Annotated in this window: 15 protein-coding genes; 4 read left to right on the top strand and 11 right to left on the bottom strand. The window is 67.5% G+C overall.

The features are described from left to right. Window positions 1-377 precede the first annotated feature (377 nt). Entirely contained in the window at window positions 378-1,688 is a 1,311-nt protein-coding gene (gene tyrS / locus TL10_RS19435; protein WP_043986901.1) for a tyrosine--tRNA ligase, read from the bottom strand. A 38-nt stretch (window positions 1,689-1,726) separates the two neighbouring features. After that, window positions 1,727-2,338: a DNA-3-methyladenine glycosylase gene (locus TL10_RS19430; protein ID WP_043399351.1), complete on the bottom strand. Its 612-nt coding sequence runs from the start codon at window positions 2,336-2,338 to the stop codon at window positions 1,727-1,729. A 69-nt stretch (window positions 2,339-2,407) separates the two neighbouring features. Here TL10_RS19430 and TL10_RS19425 point away from each other — a divergent pair, with 69 nt between their 5' ends. The 3 genes from TL10_RS19425 to TL10_RS19415 are packed head-to-tail and all read left to right on the top strand — an operon-like array spanning window position 2,408 to window position 4,538. Then, complete coding sequence (locus TL10_RS19425) at window positions 2,408-3,172, top strand: ABC transporter ATP-binding protein (RefSeq protein ID WP_043986900.1); 765 nt, start codon at window positions 2,408-2,410, stop codon at window positions 3,170-3,172. Next, window positions 3,106-3,924 carry an ABC transporter permease gene (locus TL10_RS19420; RefSeq protein WP_043986899.1) on the top strand — a complete coding sequence of 273 codons (819 nt, stop codon included), beginning with the start codon at window positions 3,106-3,108 and terminating at the stop codon, window positions 3,922-3,924. The genes TL10_RS19425 and TL10_RS19420 overlap by 67 nt, the downstream gene beginning before the upstream one ends. Beyond that, window positions 3,921-4,538 carry a TetR/AcrR family transcriptional regulator gene (locus tag TL10_RS19415; protein ID WP_043986924.1) on the top strand — a complete coding sequence of 206 codons (618 nt, stop codon included), beginning with the start codon at window positions 3,921-3,923 and terminating at the stop codon, window positions 4,536-4,538. The genes TL10_RS19420 and TL10_RS19415 overlap by 4 nt, the downstream gene beginning before the upstream one ends. A gap of 1 nt (window position 4,539) precedes the next feature. Here TL10_RS19415 and TL10_RS19410 read toward each other — a convergent pair whose 3' ends face one another. The 3 genes from TL10_RS19410 to TL10_RS19400 all read right to left on the bottom strand — a co-directional run bounded on the left by TL10_RS19410 (window position 4,540) and on the right by TL10_RS19400 (window position 8,218). Beyond that, on the bottom strand, window positions 4,540-4,746 hold the full coding sequence (locus TL10_RS19410; protein ID WP_043986897.1) for a Trm112 family protein: 207 nt from the start codon (window positions 4,744-4,746) through the stop codon (window positions 4,540-4,542). A 6-nt stretch (window positions 4,747-4,752) separates the two neighbouring features. Then, the gene (locus tag TL10_RS19405; protein ID WP_043399360.1) at window positions 4,753-5,184 is read right to left on the bottom strand and encodes a hypothetical protein; all 432 of its coding nucleotides are present in this window, start codon (window positions 5,182-5,184) and stop codon (window positions 4,753-4,755) included. Between the two features lie 61 nt (window positions 5,185-5,245). After that, window positions 5,246-8,218, bottom strand: coding sequence for an acyl-CoA synthetase (locus tag TL10_RS19400; RefSeq protein ID WP_043399363.1), 2,973 nt, complete (start codon window positions 8,216-8,218; stop codon window positions 5,246-5,248). 143 nt (window positions 8,219-8,361) lie between these two features. Here TL10_RS19400 and TL10_RS19395 point away from each other — a divergent pair, with 143 nt between their 5' ends. Continuing rightward, window positions 8,362-10,158, top strand: coding sequence for an ABC-F family ATP-binding cassette domain-containing protein (locus TL10_RS19395; RefSeq protein WP_043986895.1), 1,797 nt, complete (start codon window positions 8,362-8,364; stop codon window positions 10,156-10,158). Here the strand turns inward: TL10_RS19395 and TL10_RS19390 are convergent. The 6 genes from TL10_RS19390 to TL10_RS19365 all read right to left on the bottom strand — a co-directional run bounded on the left by TL10_RS19390 (window position 10,148) and on the right by TL10_RS19365 (window position 15,584). Beyond that, a complete protein-coding gene (locus TL10_RS19390) occupies window positions 10,148-10,513 on the bottom strand; it encodes a DsrE family protein (protein ID WP_043986893.1) in 366 nt (121 codons plus the stop codon). The two genes, TL10_RS19395 and TL10_RS19390, sit on opposite strands and share 11 nt — an antisense overlap. Beyond that, window positions 10,510-10,908 carry a nuclear transport factor 2 family protein gene (locus tag TL10_RS19385; RefSeq protein ID WP_052506468.1) on the bottom strand — a complete coding sequence of 133 codons (399 nt, stop codon included), beginning with the start codon at window positions 10,906-10,908 and terminating at the stop codon, window positions 10,510-10,512. The genes TL10_RS19390 and TL10_RS19385 overlap by 4 nt, the downstream gene beginning before the upstream one ends. 52 nt (window positions 10,909-10,960) lie before the next feature. Further along, window positions 10,961-12,520 (bottom strand): HD domain-containing phosphohydrolase, encoded by a 1,560-nt coding sequence (locus tag TL10_RS19380; RefSeq protein ID WP_043986891.1) that lies wholly within the window; start codon window positions 12,518-12,520, stop codon window positions 10,961-10,963. Window positions 12,521-12,546: 26 nt separating this feature from the next. Then, window positions 12,547-12,879 (bottom strand): HNH endonuclease, encoded by a 333-nt coding sequence (locus TL10_RS19375; RefSeq protein WP_043986890.1) that lies wholly within the window; start codon window positions 12,877-12,879, stop codon window positions 12,547-12,549. Window positions 12,880-12,957: 78 nt separating this feature from the next. Beyond that, window positions 12,958-14,379 carry an argininosuccinate lyase gene (gene argH, locus TL10_RS19370; RefSeq protein ID WP_043986888.1) on the bottom strand — a complete coding sequence of 474 codons (1,422 nt, stop codon included), beginning with the start codon at window positions 14,377-14,379 and terminating at the stop codon, window positions 12,958-12,960. Between the two features lie 5 nt (window positions 14,380-14,384). Then, complete coding sequence (locus TL10_RS19365; RefSeq protein WP_043986887.1) at window positions 14,385-15,584, bottom strand: argininosuccinate synthase; 1,200 nt, start codon at window positions 15,582-15,584, stop codon at window positions 14,385-14,387. Window positions 15,585-15,604: the final 20 nt, after the last annotated feature.

Raw genomic sequence — 15,604 nt, 5'->3', positions numbered from 1 at the left:
AACCCATCCAAAGACAGGTGAATTCGAATCAGAAAAATCCGATCACAAACAAAAGACACCAAACAAACTGGCATCAAAAAAACAACCACACCCCACAAACGGGAAAACAAGAGGTGCAGTCAAAAAAACAACAAACAAAAACCACCAAACACACTATTGAGTTCTCAAACAACACGCCCGGCCTGACCGCGCAACAAACCCGCGGCTTAAAAGCCGCGGTCCGTGTGCGGGCAGTGAGGAACTCCCAACTTAATGGGTGTTACTCTCGGATTTGGTCTTCGCTCTCCGGCGCTTGTCCGTGTCGCTCTGACCTGGAATAAGTTACGGCAGGGCTAACAGCGAGTCAAATCGCCAGGTCAGCGGGCCGTTTCCCCTGGTCACAGGGGGTGATTCCCACTGGTCGGGCCCGTAACCCGGCGCACCCCCGCGATGTGGCGCTTGCCACGCCGCAACACCAGCCAGCGATCACCCAGAAAATCAGTCGGCTGTGGTACCCACTCGTCGCTTTCCACGCGTGCGTTGTTGACGTAGACGCCGCCCTCGGCGACCGTCCGGCGCGCTTCACCACGACTCTTGGACAGTCCCGTCGCCACCAACAGGTCGGTGATCCCGTCCGGACCACCGGGCGCCAGCTCCGCGACCTGGCCATTACTGGCCTCGGTCAGCGCCGCGGCCAGCGTCGATGCGTCCAGATCCCTCAGTTCGGCACGGCCGAACAGCGCCTGACTGGCCAGTTCAACGGCGTCGGTTGCGGCCTGGCCGTGCACCAAAGTGGTCAATTCCCGAGCCAGCCGGCGTTGAGCAGCCCGTTCGTGAGGACGCTCCGCCGTGGCGGTCGCCAGTTCACCGAGTTCGTCGGCGGACAGGAAGGTGAACCAGCGCAGATAGCCGACGACATCGGCATCGGCCGCGTTCACGAAGTACTGGTACCAGGCATATGGGCTGGTCAGCTCAGGGTCGAGCCACAAATTTCCGCCACCGGTCGACTTGCCGAACTTCTTTCCGTCAGCCGAGGTGACCAGCGGAACCGTCAGCGCGTGTGCCGTCGCACCGAGCTTCTGACGCACCAGCCGGACGCCCGCGATGATGTTTCCCCACTGGTCGGAGCCACCGATCTGCAGGCTGCAGCCGTGCTTCTTGTGCAGCTCCACGAAGTCATTGGCCTGCAGGAGCATGTAGCTGAACTCGGTGTACGAAATACCGTCACCTTCGAGTCGCCGCTTGATGGTGTCCCGGTCGAGCATGACGTTGACCGAGAAGTGTTTGCCCAGGTCACGCAGGAATTCAATGGCCGACATCGGACCCGTCCAGGACAGGTTGTTCTCGACGATCGCGCCGTTGCCGGAGTCGTTGAACTCGACAAATCGCTCGAGCTGGCCACGAATGCGTTCAGACCAGTCGGCGACGGTGTCGGCGGTGTTCATGGTCCGCTCCCCGTTGTCCCGGGGATCGCCGATCATGCCGGTCGCACCACCGGCCAGCACGATGGGACGGTGCCCGGCCTGCTGGAATCGCCGCAGCGTGAGCAGGGGAACCAGGTGTCCGGCGTGCAGGCTGGGCGCGGTCGGATCGAAGCCGGCATACAGAGTGAGCGGCCCATCCGTGGTCGCGGCGGCAAGCGCTTCGCGGTCGGTCGATTGCGCGATCAGTCCGCGCCAGTCCAGTTCATCGAGGATGCCAGTACTCACGACGTCGATCTTCCCCTATCGCAGGTCAGCGGCTGCCATCAGTCGCTATCCCCCGGCGCGGCCGCCCGGGGACTGCGCCGGTAGGCCGAAACCTCCGGAGTGTCCGCCAGCCAGAATCGCCACGGCCGGTCGGCGGCCTGGCTTACACCCACGCGCGGCCCGGCACTCCCCACCTGCAGCGCGTTCAGTTCCAGCCGGACCGGGGATCGTCGATCCATCAAGTCAATACCGTTGTCCGCCAACGTGATTCCCAGCGCCTCGCACAGATTTCCGGGCCCGCGGGCGATCGCGGCCGGCGTAACGCCGGCGCGTCGGCGGCCTTGAGCGGCGCCACAACCGTCGAAGACGCGGGCCGCACGCAGCAACACGGCTCCCGCCACCTCGTCCGCGCAGCAGACGACGTTGGCGCACACGTGAATTCCGTGACTGCGATAGGTGTACAGGTGGCCGGCCGGTCCAAACATCACCGCGCTTCGAGGTGTCGGGCCGCGGAACGAGTGTGCTGCCGCATCCGGCCAGGGCCCCGACGGTGGGCCGCCGTAGGCCTCGACCTCCACCACGGTGGCGACCACGTCGCGGCCGTACAGCGTGGCCCCGAGCAGGCGCCGGGCCGCGGTGACCGGGTCGACGGCGAGTTGCGCGGCGCTCATGGCCCGTCATTCTGCCCGCTCGAAGACTCGCCGTTGACATGTCCACGCCGCGAGCGGATTATTCATCCTATGATGAGTTCATCGAGTGATGAATTAACGGATCATGCCCCTGACGTTGCGATTCGAGTCGACAGCCTGACCGTCGTCCGCGGTAAGCGACTCGCGATCGACGAGGTGTCCCTGCAGGTGCGGCACGGCAGCATCACCGGACTGCTCGGCCCTTCGGGCTGCGGCAAGACCACCCTGATGCGCGCCATCGTGGGTACCCAGATCATCACGAAGGGCACCGTCACCGTGCTCGGGAAACCCGCCGGATCAGCGGATCTGCGTCGCCGCGTCGGCTATGTGACGCAGGAGCCGACGGTCTACAACGACCTGCGCGTCATCGACAACGTGCGCTATTTCGCCGCATTGACGGGCTCCGGCAAGGCCGCGGCCGACGACGCCATCGCCGCCGTCGGGCTGCAGGATCACCGAACCGCGTTCTGCGGCAACCTATCTGGCGGCCAGCGGACCCGCGCATCACTGGCGTGTGCGCTGGTGTCCAAACCTGACCTGCTGGTGCTCGATGAGCCGACCGTCGGGCTGGACCCGGTGCTGCGCGTCGACCTGTGGGAACAATTCGACCGGCTGGCCCGCGGCGGCACCACCCTGCTGGTGTCCAGCCATGTGATGGACGAGGCCGACCACTGCGGGGAACTGTTGCTGATGCGCGAAGGCCGCCTGCTCAAGCACACCACGCCCACCCATCTACGAGAGGACACCGGATGTTCATCGCTGGAGGAAGCGTTTCTGACCATCATCAGGCGCAGCACCGCGGCCAAAGCCGGCTGACTTTGCAGCCCTATCTGGCCACCACTGCCCGCATCCTGCGTCAGCTCGCCGCCGACCATCGCAGCATGGCGATGATCCTGGTGGTGCCGAGCGCCGTCATCACGCTGATGTACTTCATGTTCGACGATCTGCCGCACCGGCCTGGCACGCTGTCGCCGTTCAACAACGCCTGCCTGATCCTGCTGGGCGTCTTCCCGTTGATCGTGATGTTCCTGATCACCTCGATAACCATGCAGCGCGAACGGGTTTCGGGCACGTTGGAACGAATCCTGACCACTCCCCTGCGCCGGCTGGATCTGCTGGCCGCCTACGGATCGGCGTTCTCCGTGGCCGCGGCCGCGCAGGCGACGCTGGCCTGCCTGGTGTCGTTCTGGTTCCTCGGGTTCGACACCGCGGGCAGCCCCGCGCTGGTGTTCCTGATCGCGATCATCAACGCCGTGCTCGGCGTCGGACTCGGCCTGTTGTGCAGTGCGTTCGCGCGCACCGAGTTCCAGGCCGTGCAGTTCATGCCGGTCGTGATCGTGCCGCAATTGTTGTTGTGCGGCATCATCGTTCCGCGTGAGATGCTGCCCGAGTGGTTGCGGTGGATCAGTGACGCGCTGCCCGCGACCTACGCGTTGGAAGCGCTCCGCGAGGTGGCCGACCACGCCGAGATCACCGGCACCACGGTGCGGGACATCGTCATCGTGATCGCGTTCGCGGTCGTCACCATGTGCCTGGCCGCCGCGACCCTGCGCCGTCGGACCCCATGACCGCGACGCAGCCGCGGCCCCGCCGCAAGCCCCCCGGCCGTCCGACCGGACCATCGGACACCAAGGAGACGATCCTCGCCTGTGCGCGGGAGCTGTTCGCCCGCAACGGATTCAACAACACCTCGGTGCGGGCGATCGCCGCCGCCGCGGGCGTCGACGCGGCGCTGGTGCATCACTATTTCGGGACCAAGCAGCAGCTCTTCGCAACCGCGGTACACATTCCCGTCGACCCGCAGATGGTGCTGGGACCGCTGCGGAACACCCCCGTCGAAGAACTCGGGCACACCCTGCCGGCACTGCTGCTCCCGATCTGGGACTCCGAACTCGGCGTCGGCTTCATCGCGGCGCTGCGCTCGATGCTGGCCGGCGACGACGTCAACCTGATCCGGATCTTCCTGGAAGACGTCATCACCACCGAAGTCGGTGCGCGCGTTGACAATCCACCCGGCACCGGACGAATCCGGGTGCAGTTCGTCGCATCCCAGCTGATCGGCGTGGTGATGGCCCGCTACATCCTGGAACTGGAGCCGTTCAAATCGCTGCCGGTGCAACAGATCGTGGAAACGATCGGCCCCAACCTGCAGCGCTATCTCACCGGCGACCTGCCGGGCTGAGCTACCGCTGGGCGGCGTCGATCAGTCGCTGGTGTTCGGCGTCGTCGGTGATGTCGACCGCCTCGTCGATGAGCAGCACCGGGACCCCGGCGTCGATCCGGTACGCCCGACGCAACCGCGGGTTGTACAGGAATTCGTCCCCGACCAGCAGCAGCTCGCCGCGGTCCTGCGGGCACACCAAAATCGCGCGCAACGCTTCGTCGATCATCGTGCGCTAGCCACCCAACGGAATCTGCGAGCCACCGGTGCCCGGCACCAGGCCGGGCGGCAGGCCACCCGGACCACCGATGACGATGGGGTTCTGCGGCTTCGCGCCGGCAGCACGGGCCTGATTGCGCTTCTGGAACTTCACGGTGTCCTGCAGCGCGTGGATCAGGGGTACCTGGTTGGGACGATCGTCAAGGGCCGCCTGGATATCGGCGAGGTTGCCCCTCGAGGGGCCGAAGCCCTGGGCGCGCAGCTTGAGTGCGGTGTGCAGCAGCTTCGAGAGGTCGCCGCCACTGGCACCGATGTCGTACTCGGCGTCGAGGTCGTCGAGGACATCGGCGTGCGCCGCGGCAGGAGTGATCATCATGCCGGCAGCCACCGCTCCCGCCAGAATCGCGCCGGCAACACCGTGCCGGCGACGGCTGGTGTGTGACGTCATGCGTCCTCCATTCGATATGACCAAGCGCAGCCTAACAGCGCTGACCGGCACCGGCAGGCTGTCACGACAGACTGCCGTCCCCGGTCAGCTCCGTGTGAGCGGCCGACGTGAACTGCACGAACGAGTCGGTGTCCACGTCAAACTGCCACGCGTTGTCCGACGACTCGGGCACGCCCGCGGCCCGCAACTCGGCCAGAACCGGGCGATACGACGCGTTCAGCGTCATCTCCGGCACCACGTGGATGAGGTCAGGCACCACGCCGACCGGCAACTCGATGAGCGCCTCACGAAGGTCGGCGGCGAGCACGCTGCCGCCCGGACGCAGGCTCAACGCCGTGACCGCCAGCTCGCGATCGCCGACCGGCACGCGGTAGGTGACGGCGATGTCGACCGCGTCGAGGCGGCCCAGCGCATTGCCGACCTCCTTGCCGAACACCGGGCCGCGTGGGGTGCGGATGACCGAGCGGCGGTTGTCGACCATCCAGTAGTCGCCGTCGTCGTCCCGGCGGAACAGGAACTCGGTGGACACCCAGGTGTCGCCCGGTGCGAAGACGCCACGCTTGACCGACGCCGTCGGGTCGACCGGGCCGCGTGGCTTCGCCAGCAGCACGCCCACCTCGTTGGGTTCCGCGATCGCCACGAAACCCTCATCGCCCTCGAGGATCAGATCGTCGTCGACGTCGTAGGCGGCCAGCGCGATCTGGCCGCCGCCCGGCAGCGGACGGCCCTCGCTGCCGATCTTGAGGCCCGACACGTTGGCCAGCACGGCCTGACCGTCGGTGGTGGTGAAGAACTCCAGAATGTGCGCGGGCTGGAACGCCTCTTCGACACGGCGCCACAACCCGGCCGGCATGCCTGAGCCGATGAACAAGCGCACCGGGTGAGTGCCGTTGAGTACGAACGACGGATCGTCGATGACGTCACGCAGCATCGCCCAGGTGTAGGACACCACGGTGACGCCGTACTGCCGCAGTTCGTGCACGAAGCGGTCGGGCCGCAGACCGCGGGACAGCGCGATGCGGGCACCGCCGACGACCGCGCCGCCGAGCGACACGAGCAAGCCGGACTGGTGGTGCAGCGGGGTCAGGCAGTAGACCGTGTCGCCGCGGCCCAGGTTGGCCGCCGAGGCGGTGCCGAATGCCGAGAGCGCCCAACGGAAGTTGGTGATCTGCCGGGCCACCAGCTCGCCGCCGACGTTCGCGAACGCGACGTACGCCAGGTCCTGCGCGTAGCCCGGGTTGGGCCGGTACCAGCCGGGCAGCTCGACGACGTCGGGGTTGATCTTCTCCATGTCCACGACATCGTCGTCGTCATCGAGATTCAGGTCGCGGTTCTCGCCGCCACCGAGCACCAGCACGCGGGTGCGCAACCGGCGGGCGGCGGCGAGATTGGCCGGGTCCGAGATGATGTCGGTGACGCCGCCGAGGCGGGCCGCCACGGCCAGGTCGGCATCGGGCGGCATCAGCACGGCCACCGCGCCGAGGCGCGACAACGCCGCGATGGCGACCAGCGCACTGGGCCGGGTTTCCATCAGGACGCCGACCCGAACACCTTGCCGGACACCGACTTCGATCAGACCGCGGACGACGTTGTTGATGCGGCGATCTACCGCCTCATAGGTGTGCACGCGACCGTCGAACAGCAGGAATTCACCGTCCGGCGCGCCCTCGGCCTGCTCACAGATGATGCGGCCCAACGAGATTCGCGTGTGGTCGTTGATCTGACCCAATCGGGCCAGACGAGGCAGGGTGCGGACCGTCTCGATGGCCAGCGCCCGCGTGGACTTGCCTGCCGACACCACGGCGTCGGCCGCGGTGCTGGCCAGGGTGAAGGCCATCTCGGTGGCAGCCGCGGCACCGTGCGCGACACGGGTCGCCAACGGCACCGACTCGCGCGGCAGTTCGGACTGCAGCGGCATCGGCACCACGTCGGTCGGCATCGGCCCGCCGGCGTCGAGCCACTTGACCCACGACGCCACCGTCGGCCAGCTCTGACTGGCCGCTTTGGAACCCACGACGAGCCCGAAATGCCCGACGCGGATGAGGTATTCGTAGACGTCGGCGTCCTGTGCGGCCCGCTTGATGCCGCGCACCGCGGCGGGCTGGCCGATGTCGTCGACCTCGCCGACCACGGCGAGCACCGGGCAGGTGATGTCGGCCAGCGTCACCAGATTGCCGTGGATGGCGAAACCACCGGTCATCATGCGGTTGTGCGCGATGAACTGCTTGAGCAGCTCGGCGATGGCCGGCCCGGACCAGGCGATCCAGCCGTCACTGGCCAGGAAGCGGCGCTGTTGTTCACGCGGCAGCAGGGCCTCGCGGTCGTGCAGCTGGCGCAGGAAATCGAGCCGTGATTGCGCGGTCTTGATCGGGTCCAGCATCTGGAAACCGTTGCGCGCCAACCAACCCGGGATGTTGAGGCGGCTGAAGACATGGTCGGCCATGAAGTCGGCGACGTTGGTCGCGAGGCCGGCCGGCATGTTCATCGGCAGTGCGGCCAGGGTGTCCACCGGCGAGCCGAAGGCCACGATGCTGGCCAGGTCGCGGGACTGCCGGTAGGCGGCGGTCTGGTAGGCGAACATGCCGCCCTGCGAATAGCCGGCCAGGTGCACGTCCTTGCCGGTGGTGGCCTTGACGGTGTCGATGGCCGCGCTGAGGCCCACCACGTGATCGGCCAGGTTGCGGTCCATACCGCCCTCGACCTGATCGGGTGAGCCGAAGTCGATGACCCACGGATCGAGTCCGGCGGCATGCAGGATGCCCACGGCGCCGTCGTCGCGCGTCACATCCCACATGTCCGCGGACATCATCATCGGGTGCACCATGAGCACCGGCGAGCCCGCCGCGGCGGCACCCGGGCGGGTGTCCGGCGGGAAGTAGCGCCGCAGCCGGTACATCGGCACGCTCTCGACGATCTGGAACGGCGATGGCACAGCACCGGTCTCCAGCCCGCCGTAGCGAAGCACTTCCAACCCGTTCTGGGCGGTAGCCACCAACCGCTCCACCGGAGCGGTGATCGCTGAAAAGTCCACCACCGGGCACTCCCTTTTGGTCAAATAAGTACAAATCCGCTGATTACGTCGCCATCATGGCACAACGCGCTGGTTACCTGGCGGTCGTGGCCTTGCTGTTGCGGTGAGTGCGGACGACGCTGCGCACCCCATATGATCGGCGCCTGATGGCGCATCTATTGGGGGCCGAAGCCCTGCATCTCGAGTTTCCGACCCGTGTGGTTTTCGATTCGCTGACGGTCGGGATCGAGGAGGGCGACCGGATCGGCATCGTCGGCCGCAACGGCGACGGCAAATCCAGTCTGCTGGCGATGCTGGGCGGCCGGCTGAAGCCCGACTCCGGCCGGGTGACGGTGCGCGGCGGCGTCCGCATCGGGATGCTGGACCAGGCCGACACCCTCGACCACACCGACACCGTCGGGCACGCCGTCGTCGGCGACGTCCCCGAGCACGAATGGGCCGGCGATCCCCGCGGCCGCGACGTCATCGCCGGACTCCTCGGCGACCTCGACTGGAACGCGGTGATCGGCACGCTGTCCGGCGGCCAGCGCCGCCGCGTCGCGTTGGCCCAGCTGCTCGCCGGCGACCACGACGTCCTCATCCTCGATGAGCCGACCAACCACCTCGACGTCGAGGCGATCACCTGGCTTGCCGCACACCTGAAGAAGCGGTGGAGCGCCAACGCCGGTGGCCTGCTGGTGGTCACCCACGACCGGTGGTTCCTCGACGAGATCTGTACCGCCACCTGGGAGGTGCACGACCGCATCGTCGAACCGTTCGAGGGTGGCTACGCGGCGTACATCCTGCAGCGCGTGGAGCGCGACCGCCAGGCGGCCGCCAGTGAGGCACGACGGCAGAACCTGGCCCGCAAGGAACTCGCGTGGCTGCGCCGCGGTGCACCGGCACGGACGTCGAAGCCGAAATTCCGCATCGACGCCGCCAACGCCCTGATCGCCGACGTCCCCGAGATCCGCGACAAGGTGGCGCTGCAGTCGCTGGCCGTGACCCGTCTGGGCAAGCAGGTCGTCGACATTCTGGACGCGTCGGTGACCTACGGCGAGCGGGAGGTGCTGCAGGACGTCGAGTGGCGGATCGCCCCCGGCGAGCGCACCGGCATCCTCGGTGTCAACGGCGCCGGCAAATCGACGCTGCTCGGACTGATCGACGGTTCGGTCGAGCCGACCGGCGGCCGGGTCAAGCACGGCAAGACGGTGCAGATCGCCACCCTGACCCAGGGTGTGGAGAAGCTGGCCGAGCATCTCGACGAGCCCGTGCGGGTGGTGCTGAGCCGGCTGGCCACCACCTACGAATTCGGATCCGGTTCCAAGGCAACCGAACTCACCCCGAGCCAGCTGCTGGAACGTCTCGGCTTCGCCAGCGCCCAGCTGTCCACGCCGGTCAAGGATCTGTCCGGTGGGCAACAGCGCCGGCTGCAACTGCTGCTGATCCTGTTGGAACAGCCCAACGTGCTGATCCTCGACGAGCCGACCAACGACCTGGACACCGACATGCTGGCCGCCATGGAGGATCTGCTGGATTCCTGGCCCGGCACCCTGATCGTGGTCAGCCACGACCGGTACTTCCTGGAGCGCGTCACCGATCAACAGTTCGGCATCCTCGGCGGCCGGCTGCGGCACCTGCCCGGCGGGGTCGATGAGTACCTGCGGCTGCGCGCTTCGCACGCGGCCCAAACCGGCACCGCCGCAGCCAAACCGGCCGCTGTGGTCTCCGAAGGTCTATCGGGTGCGGAGCTCCGCGCCGCGCAGAAGGAAATCACTGCGATCGAGCGGCGACTGGAGAAGCTGGCCGGCCAGATCGACACCGCGCACCAGCGATTCGCCGAGCACGATCAGGGCGATTACGAAGGGCTGCAACGTCTTACCAGCTCGCTGCGGGAGCTCGAAGGCGAAGTGACCGAGCTGGAGGAACGCTGGATGGAGCTGTCCGAAGAGGTCAGTAGCTGAACGTGGTGGCCGGCTCGTCGCCGATCCACTGCCACAGGGGGATGGTGCCGCCGAGGTCGGCATTGGCCACGACCCTTTCCGCCTCAAGCCCTTTGGCGTTGAAGCAGATCGGGCAGATCAGGAACTTGCCGCCGGCGGCTTCGTAGCGCGCCATCAGGTCCGGCAGCGGCGGCCAGCCGTCACACGCGACACCGAGGGCGAACCCGGGTTGGGCGAGCCGCACCGCTTCCTTGGTCAGGAACATCATCGTGGGGTGGCCCTGCTCGGCCGCGCCGACAGCCACCAGCAGCGCGATGGTGACCTTCTCGGCGTCTTCCAATCCGGTGGTGAGGCTGATCGCCACTTTCGAGCTCATGAGCGGTTCTCCTTCTGTTCGGGCTGAAATCCTGAGCACAGCAAGTCGATTGAATGGATGCGGTCGTCGGCGGCGGCGAACATGCGCTGTTCGACGAGCCTGGCGACGGTCGGATCCCCGGGCGGTGATGTGCGGACGCGCCAGCTCAGCGCAACGCGGTCTCCGACGCGGCCGACGGAGGCGTCGACCAGTTCGAAGTTGTCGGCGCCGAACCAGTGCCGGAACCGGCCGACGGTGTCGTCGACTCCGGTCAGGTCGACGAGGCCGGGAGGGATCAGGGCGCGGAAATGTACGTCGGGATCAAGGCATTCGGCCAGCGAGACGAAATCCTGGCCGGCGAACGCCTCCAGGAAGGCGCCTGCCACTGCCCATCCCGTGTCGGTGTCATTGCTCATGTATCGGTTCTACGGCCTGCGGCCCGACCGGCACATCGGGTGAATGCCCGATCTATTCGGCGGCGTTGACCAGCCCGTGGCGCATCGCGAACATCGCGGCGGCGCCGCGGGTCGATACCCCGATCTTGGTGTAGATGTGTTCGACGTGAGTGCCGACGGTTCGTGGCGTGATCGAAAGATGTTGGGCGATCTGCCGATTCGACCAGCCCCGGACCAGCAGCTCGAGCACCTCGAGTTCGCGGCCGGTCAGCCCGGCGACCATTTTGGGCCGACGCGTGGTGCGGCACCCAGCCGCCGTCAGCACTGCACCGACCGCCGCGCCGTCCAGCCGTCCAGCCGTGACCTCGCCCTGCATGACTGCGGCACGGTCGGCCTGCGACAACGCGACCCGGTGTGGACGATCCTCGCCGAGGGCCTGATAGACCGCAGCGGCGGCCAGCAATCTGGCGGTCGCGGGAATGGCCGTGCCGGTCAAGCCACGTGGATAGCCGCTGCCGTCCATTCGTTCGTAACTCGCGGCGGCGACCGCGCCGATCTCGCACAGCCGCGGTTGGCGGCACAGCACCCGTTCGGTGAGATACGGGACGGTGCGGACGCGTTCGCGTTCGGCAATGGTCAAGGGACCCGGCTTGTTCCAGATGCCGGTCGATATGCCAATCGCTCCGATCCGGTGCACCAGCGCCGCGCGCTCGGCGAGGACGACGTCGTCATCGCTGAGGCCGGCGGATCTCGCTGCGGCCGCGGCAAGTTCCGCGACTCGGCGCGAATAACCCAGGAACCAGGGCGATTTCAGGTCGGCGTAGTCGGCGAAGACGCGGAGCACGGCCGTCAAGTCAGCATCGCGGATGGTGCCATCCAGCGGCGCGCAGCCGTGGATCACCGAGCCCCAGGCATCCACGGTGTCCAGTCCCCCGAAGATCTCGTCGGCGCGGTCGCAACACAGGTCGACCAACTCCGGGTCGAATTCGGTTTCCCGTCGGCTGCGCAGCATCTCCAGCGCGGCCTCGACGCCACCCGTGCGGTGGTGGACCTCGGCGTCGTCGGCAATGTGCACGACGCGCATCACCGGTTCGATCTCCGTGCCCCGCGCCCGCCCGGGTACGCCCTTGCCGTCCCAGCGCTCGAAGGCATCCAGCAGGGCGGCCCGGACCTCGGCAGGCAGGTCGAGCCGGTCGGCGATGTCGCTGGCCGTCTGACAATGGCTGACAAAGAGTTTCGGCATGTCCGCGGCGCCCTGGGCCAGGAAGCGCCCGACCATGGTGATGCGTTGCAGCGCCGGTTGGCCTTGTGCGAGGTGCCCGAGCAGAAACCGCGCCATGCCGGGGCCGGCCTTGTCGACCTGGTAGCTGTCGGCGCGCATCTGGAGGTCGTCGCCGAACCAGTGGGCCAGCTCGTGCGAGTCGGCGACACATCCCATCCAGGCCAGCAGCGATACGTAGAAGGCGGCGGCCTGATGCTCGGGCGCCATCCCTGCGGCGGCAGCCAGCCGCGTCGCGATGACCGTCTGCCGCAGCACATGCTCCTGCGGCTGCCCCAGGCCCAGATCGGTGGCCAGCGAGAGCGAGGCAATCAGCTCAGCCAGCCGCACGTCGGGCGTCCGGGTACCGGCCATCGGGTCAGCGTAGGCGCCGGCCCGCGTCAGGATCCGGATTCGGCCTGACTGGAGTGGTCCGCGGAGATCTCGTGGCCGACCAGTTCCCTGGCGATGGTCGCCGTCCTCAGCAAGAACCTGCCTTCGTCCAACTTCTTTCGGCGCAGCCACCCGGTGACCTCGGCATTGCACTTGCTCGCATTGCAGGACCGGCAGGCCGGCACCACATTGTCGAGCGTGTACCGCCCGCCGCGAGAGATGGGCTGCACGCAGTCTTTCTGCAGGTCAGCGTCCTGCGCCTCGCAGTAGGCGCAGCCACCCCAAACCTGTTGCAGGACAGCCCATTGCTGTGCTGTCAGGTCGTGGTCGACCTTCGCCATCCGACGCTTGCGACGTCTGGCGTACACCGCGGCGCGGCTGCGAGTTGGCACCGCCCGAGCCTACGGCCGCCGGCGGGCTCAGCCGTGCAGGCGGGTCCGCAAACGATCGGCGGTGTCGCGCACAGTGACGAGCTGCTCGGCGACCCGAGCGGGTGATGTGCCGCCGCGAGCGTCGCGCGACTCAACCGAACCGGCGATGGTCAGCACGTCCCGCACCTCGGCGGTGAGTCCCGGATGGATCCCCGCGAGCTCGTCGGCAGCGAGCTCTTCGAGCCCGACTCCCCTGGCCTCGGCGGCCTTGACCGCAGCACCGGCCGCCTCGTGCGCCACCCGGAACGGAATGCCCTGGCGCACCATCCATTCCGCGATATCGGTGGCCAATGTGTAACCCAGCGGTGCCAGCGCGGCCATCCGGTCGGTGTCGAAGGTCAACGTGCCGACCAGTCCGGCCATCGCGGGCAGCAGCAGCTCGAGCTGGGCGACGGAGTCGAAGACCGGCTCCTTGTCCTCCTGCAGATCCCGGTTGTAAGCCAGCGGCTGCGCCTTGAGCGTGGCCAGCAGACCGGCCAGGTTGCCGATGAGACGGCCGGACTTGCCACGGGCAAGTTCGGCGATGTCGGGGTTCTTCTTCTGCGGCATGATCGAGCTGCCCGTCGACCAGGAGTCGTGTAGCCGGACGTAGCCGAATTCCGTTGTGCTCCAGAGGATGATGTCCTCGGACAGCCGGGACAGATCCACGGCGATCATGGCGAACACGAAGGCGGCCTCGGCGGCGAAATCACGCGAGGACGTGGCGTCGATCGAGTTGTCGGCCGCGGAGGCGAAGCCGAGTTCCGCGGCGATGGCGTCGGGGCTCAGGCCGAGCGAGCTACCGGCGAGCGCGCCAGATCCGTAGGGCGACACCGCCACCCGCTTGTCCAGATCCAGCAACCGGTCGGCATCGCGCAGCAGCGGGTGCGCATGCGCGAGCAGGTGGTGGGCCAGGAGCACAGGTTGCGCCGACTGCAGGTGCGTCTTGCCGGGCATGATTGCCGTCGGGTGCGCCTCGGCCTGGCCGGCCAGCGCGGCGGCCACGTCCAGCACGCCGTTGCCGATGACCTTGATGGCGTCGCGCAGCCACATCCGGAACAGCGTGGCCACCTGGTCGTTGCGGGACCGGCCGGCGCGCAGCCGGCCGCCCAGGTCGTCGCCGACGCGGTCGATCAGCCCGCGCTCCAGCGCGCCGTGCACGTCCTCGTCGGTCGCGAGCGGCCCGAAGGTGCCGTCGGCGACGTCGTTGCCCAGGCTGTCCAGCCCGGCCAACAGGCCGTCGCGCTGCTCATCGGTCAGCAACCCGGCGTTGTGGAGCACACGGGCGTGCGCCTTGGACGCCGTGACGTCATATGGCGCCAGTGCCCAGTCGAAGTGGGTCGACTTGCTCAGTGCGGCAAGCGCCTCGGACGGGCCGGAAGCGAACCGTCCGCCCCACAGCGAACCTTCGTTGGTTCCACCGGTGCTCATGTGGCCTACAGACCCAGATCGCGCTTGGCGGAGATCTTGGAGCTCAGGCCGTGCAGCTGAACGAAGCCCTTGGCCGAGCTCTGGTCGAAGCTGTCGCCCTCGTCGTAGGTGGCGAGGTTGAAGTCGTACAGCGACTCGTTCGAGCGGCGGCCGTTGACCGAGATGTGCCCACCGTGCAGGACCAGGCGGATGTCGCCGGAGACGTGCTGCTGGGTGTGCTCGACGAACGCCTCGAGCGAGGCCTTCAGCGGGCTGTACCAGAGACCGTCGTAGGTCAGCTCGCCCCACTTGCGGTCGACGCCGCGCTTGTAACGGCCGAGCTCGCGCTCCAGGCAGACGTGCTCGAGCTCGGTGTGCGCGGTGATCAGCACCATGGCGCCCGGGGCCTCGTAGATCTCGCGGGACTTGATGCCGACGAGGCGGTCCTCGACGACGTCGAGTCGCCCGACGCCCTGCGCACCGGCGCGGGTGTTGAGCTCCTGGATGATCTGCAGCACGCTCAGCGGGCGGCCGTCGATGGCGACGGGGCGACCCTTGTCGAAGCTGATGATCAGCTCGTCAGGGGTGTTGAAGTGGACCGTCGGGTCCTCGGTGTAGTCGTAGACGTCCTTGGTCGGCGCGTTCCACAGGTCCTCGAGGAAGCCGGTCTCGACGGCGCGGCCCCAGACGTTCTGATCGATGGAGAACGGCGACTTCTTGGTGACGTTGATCGGGATGTCGTTCTCCTGCGCGAAGGCGATGGCCTTCTCGCGGGTCCAGGCGTAGTCGCGGACCGGGGCGATGACCTCGAGCTCGGGCGCCAGGGTGTTGAAGCCGACCTCGAAACGGACCTGGTCGTTGCCCTTGCCGGTGCAGCCGTGCGCGACGACGGTGCCACCGTGGCTGCGGGCGGCCTCGACGAGATGCTTGACGATCAGCGGCCGCGAGATGGCCGAGACCAGCGGGTACCGGTCCATGTAGAGCGCGTTGGCCTTGATGGTGGGCAGGCAGTACTCGTCGGCGAACTCGTCGCGCGCGTCGACGACGACGGCCTCGACGGCGCCGCAGTCGATGGCACGCTGCCGGACGACCTCCATGTCCTCCCCGCCCTGGCCCAGGTCGATGGCCACGGCGACGACCTCTTTGCCGGTCTCCTTGCCGATCCAGCTGATCGCGACCGAGGTGTCCAGGCCACCGGAATACGCCAGGATGACGCGCTCGGACATGTGTCAATCTCCTTGTCTAG

Origin of the sequence: Mycolicibacterium llatzerense, assembly GCF_000878195.1 — a bacterium.
Lineage (GTDB): Bacteria > Actinomycetota > Actinomycetes > Mycobacteriales > Mycobacteriaceae > Mycobacterium > Mycobacterium llatzerense.
Note: the sequence above shows the minus strand (reverse complement) of the source record. Positions and strands in the feature narration are given on the sequence as shown.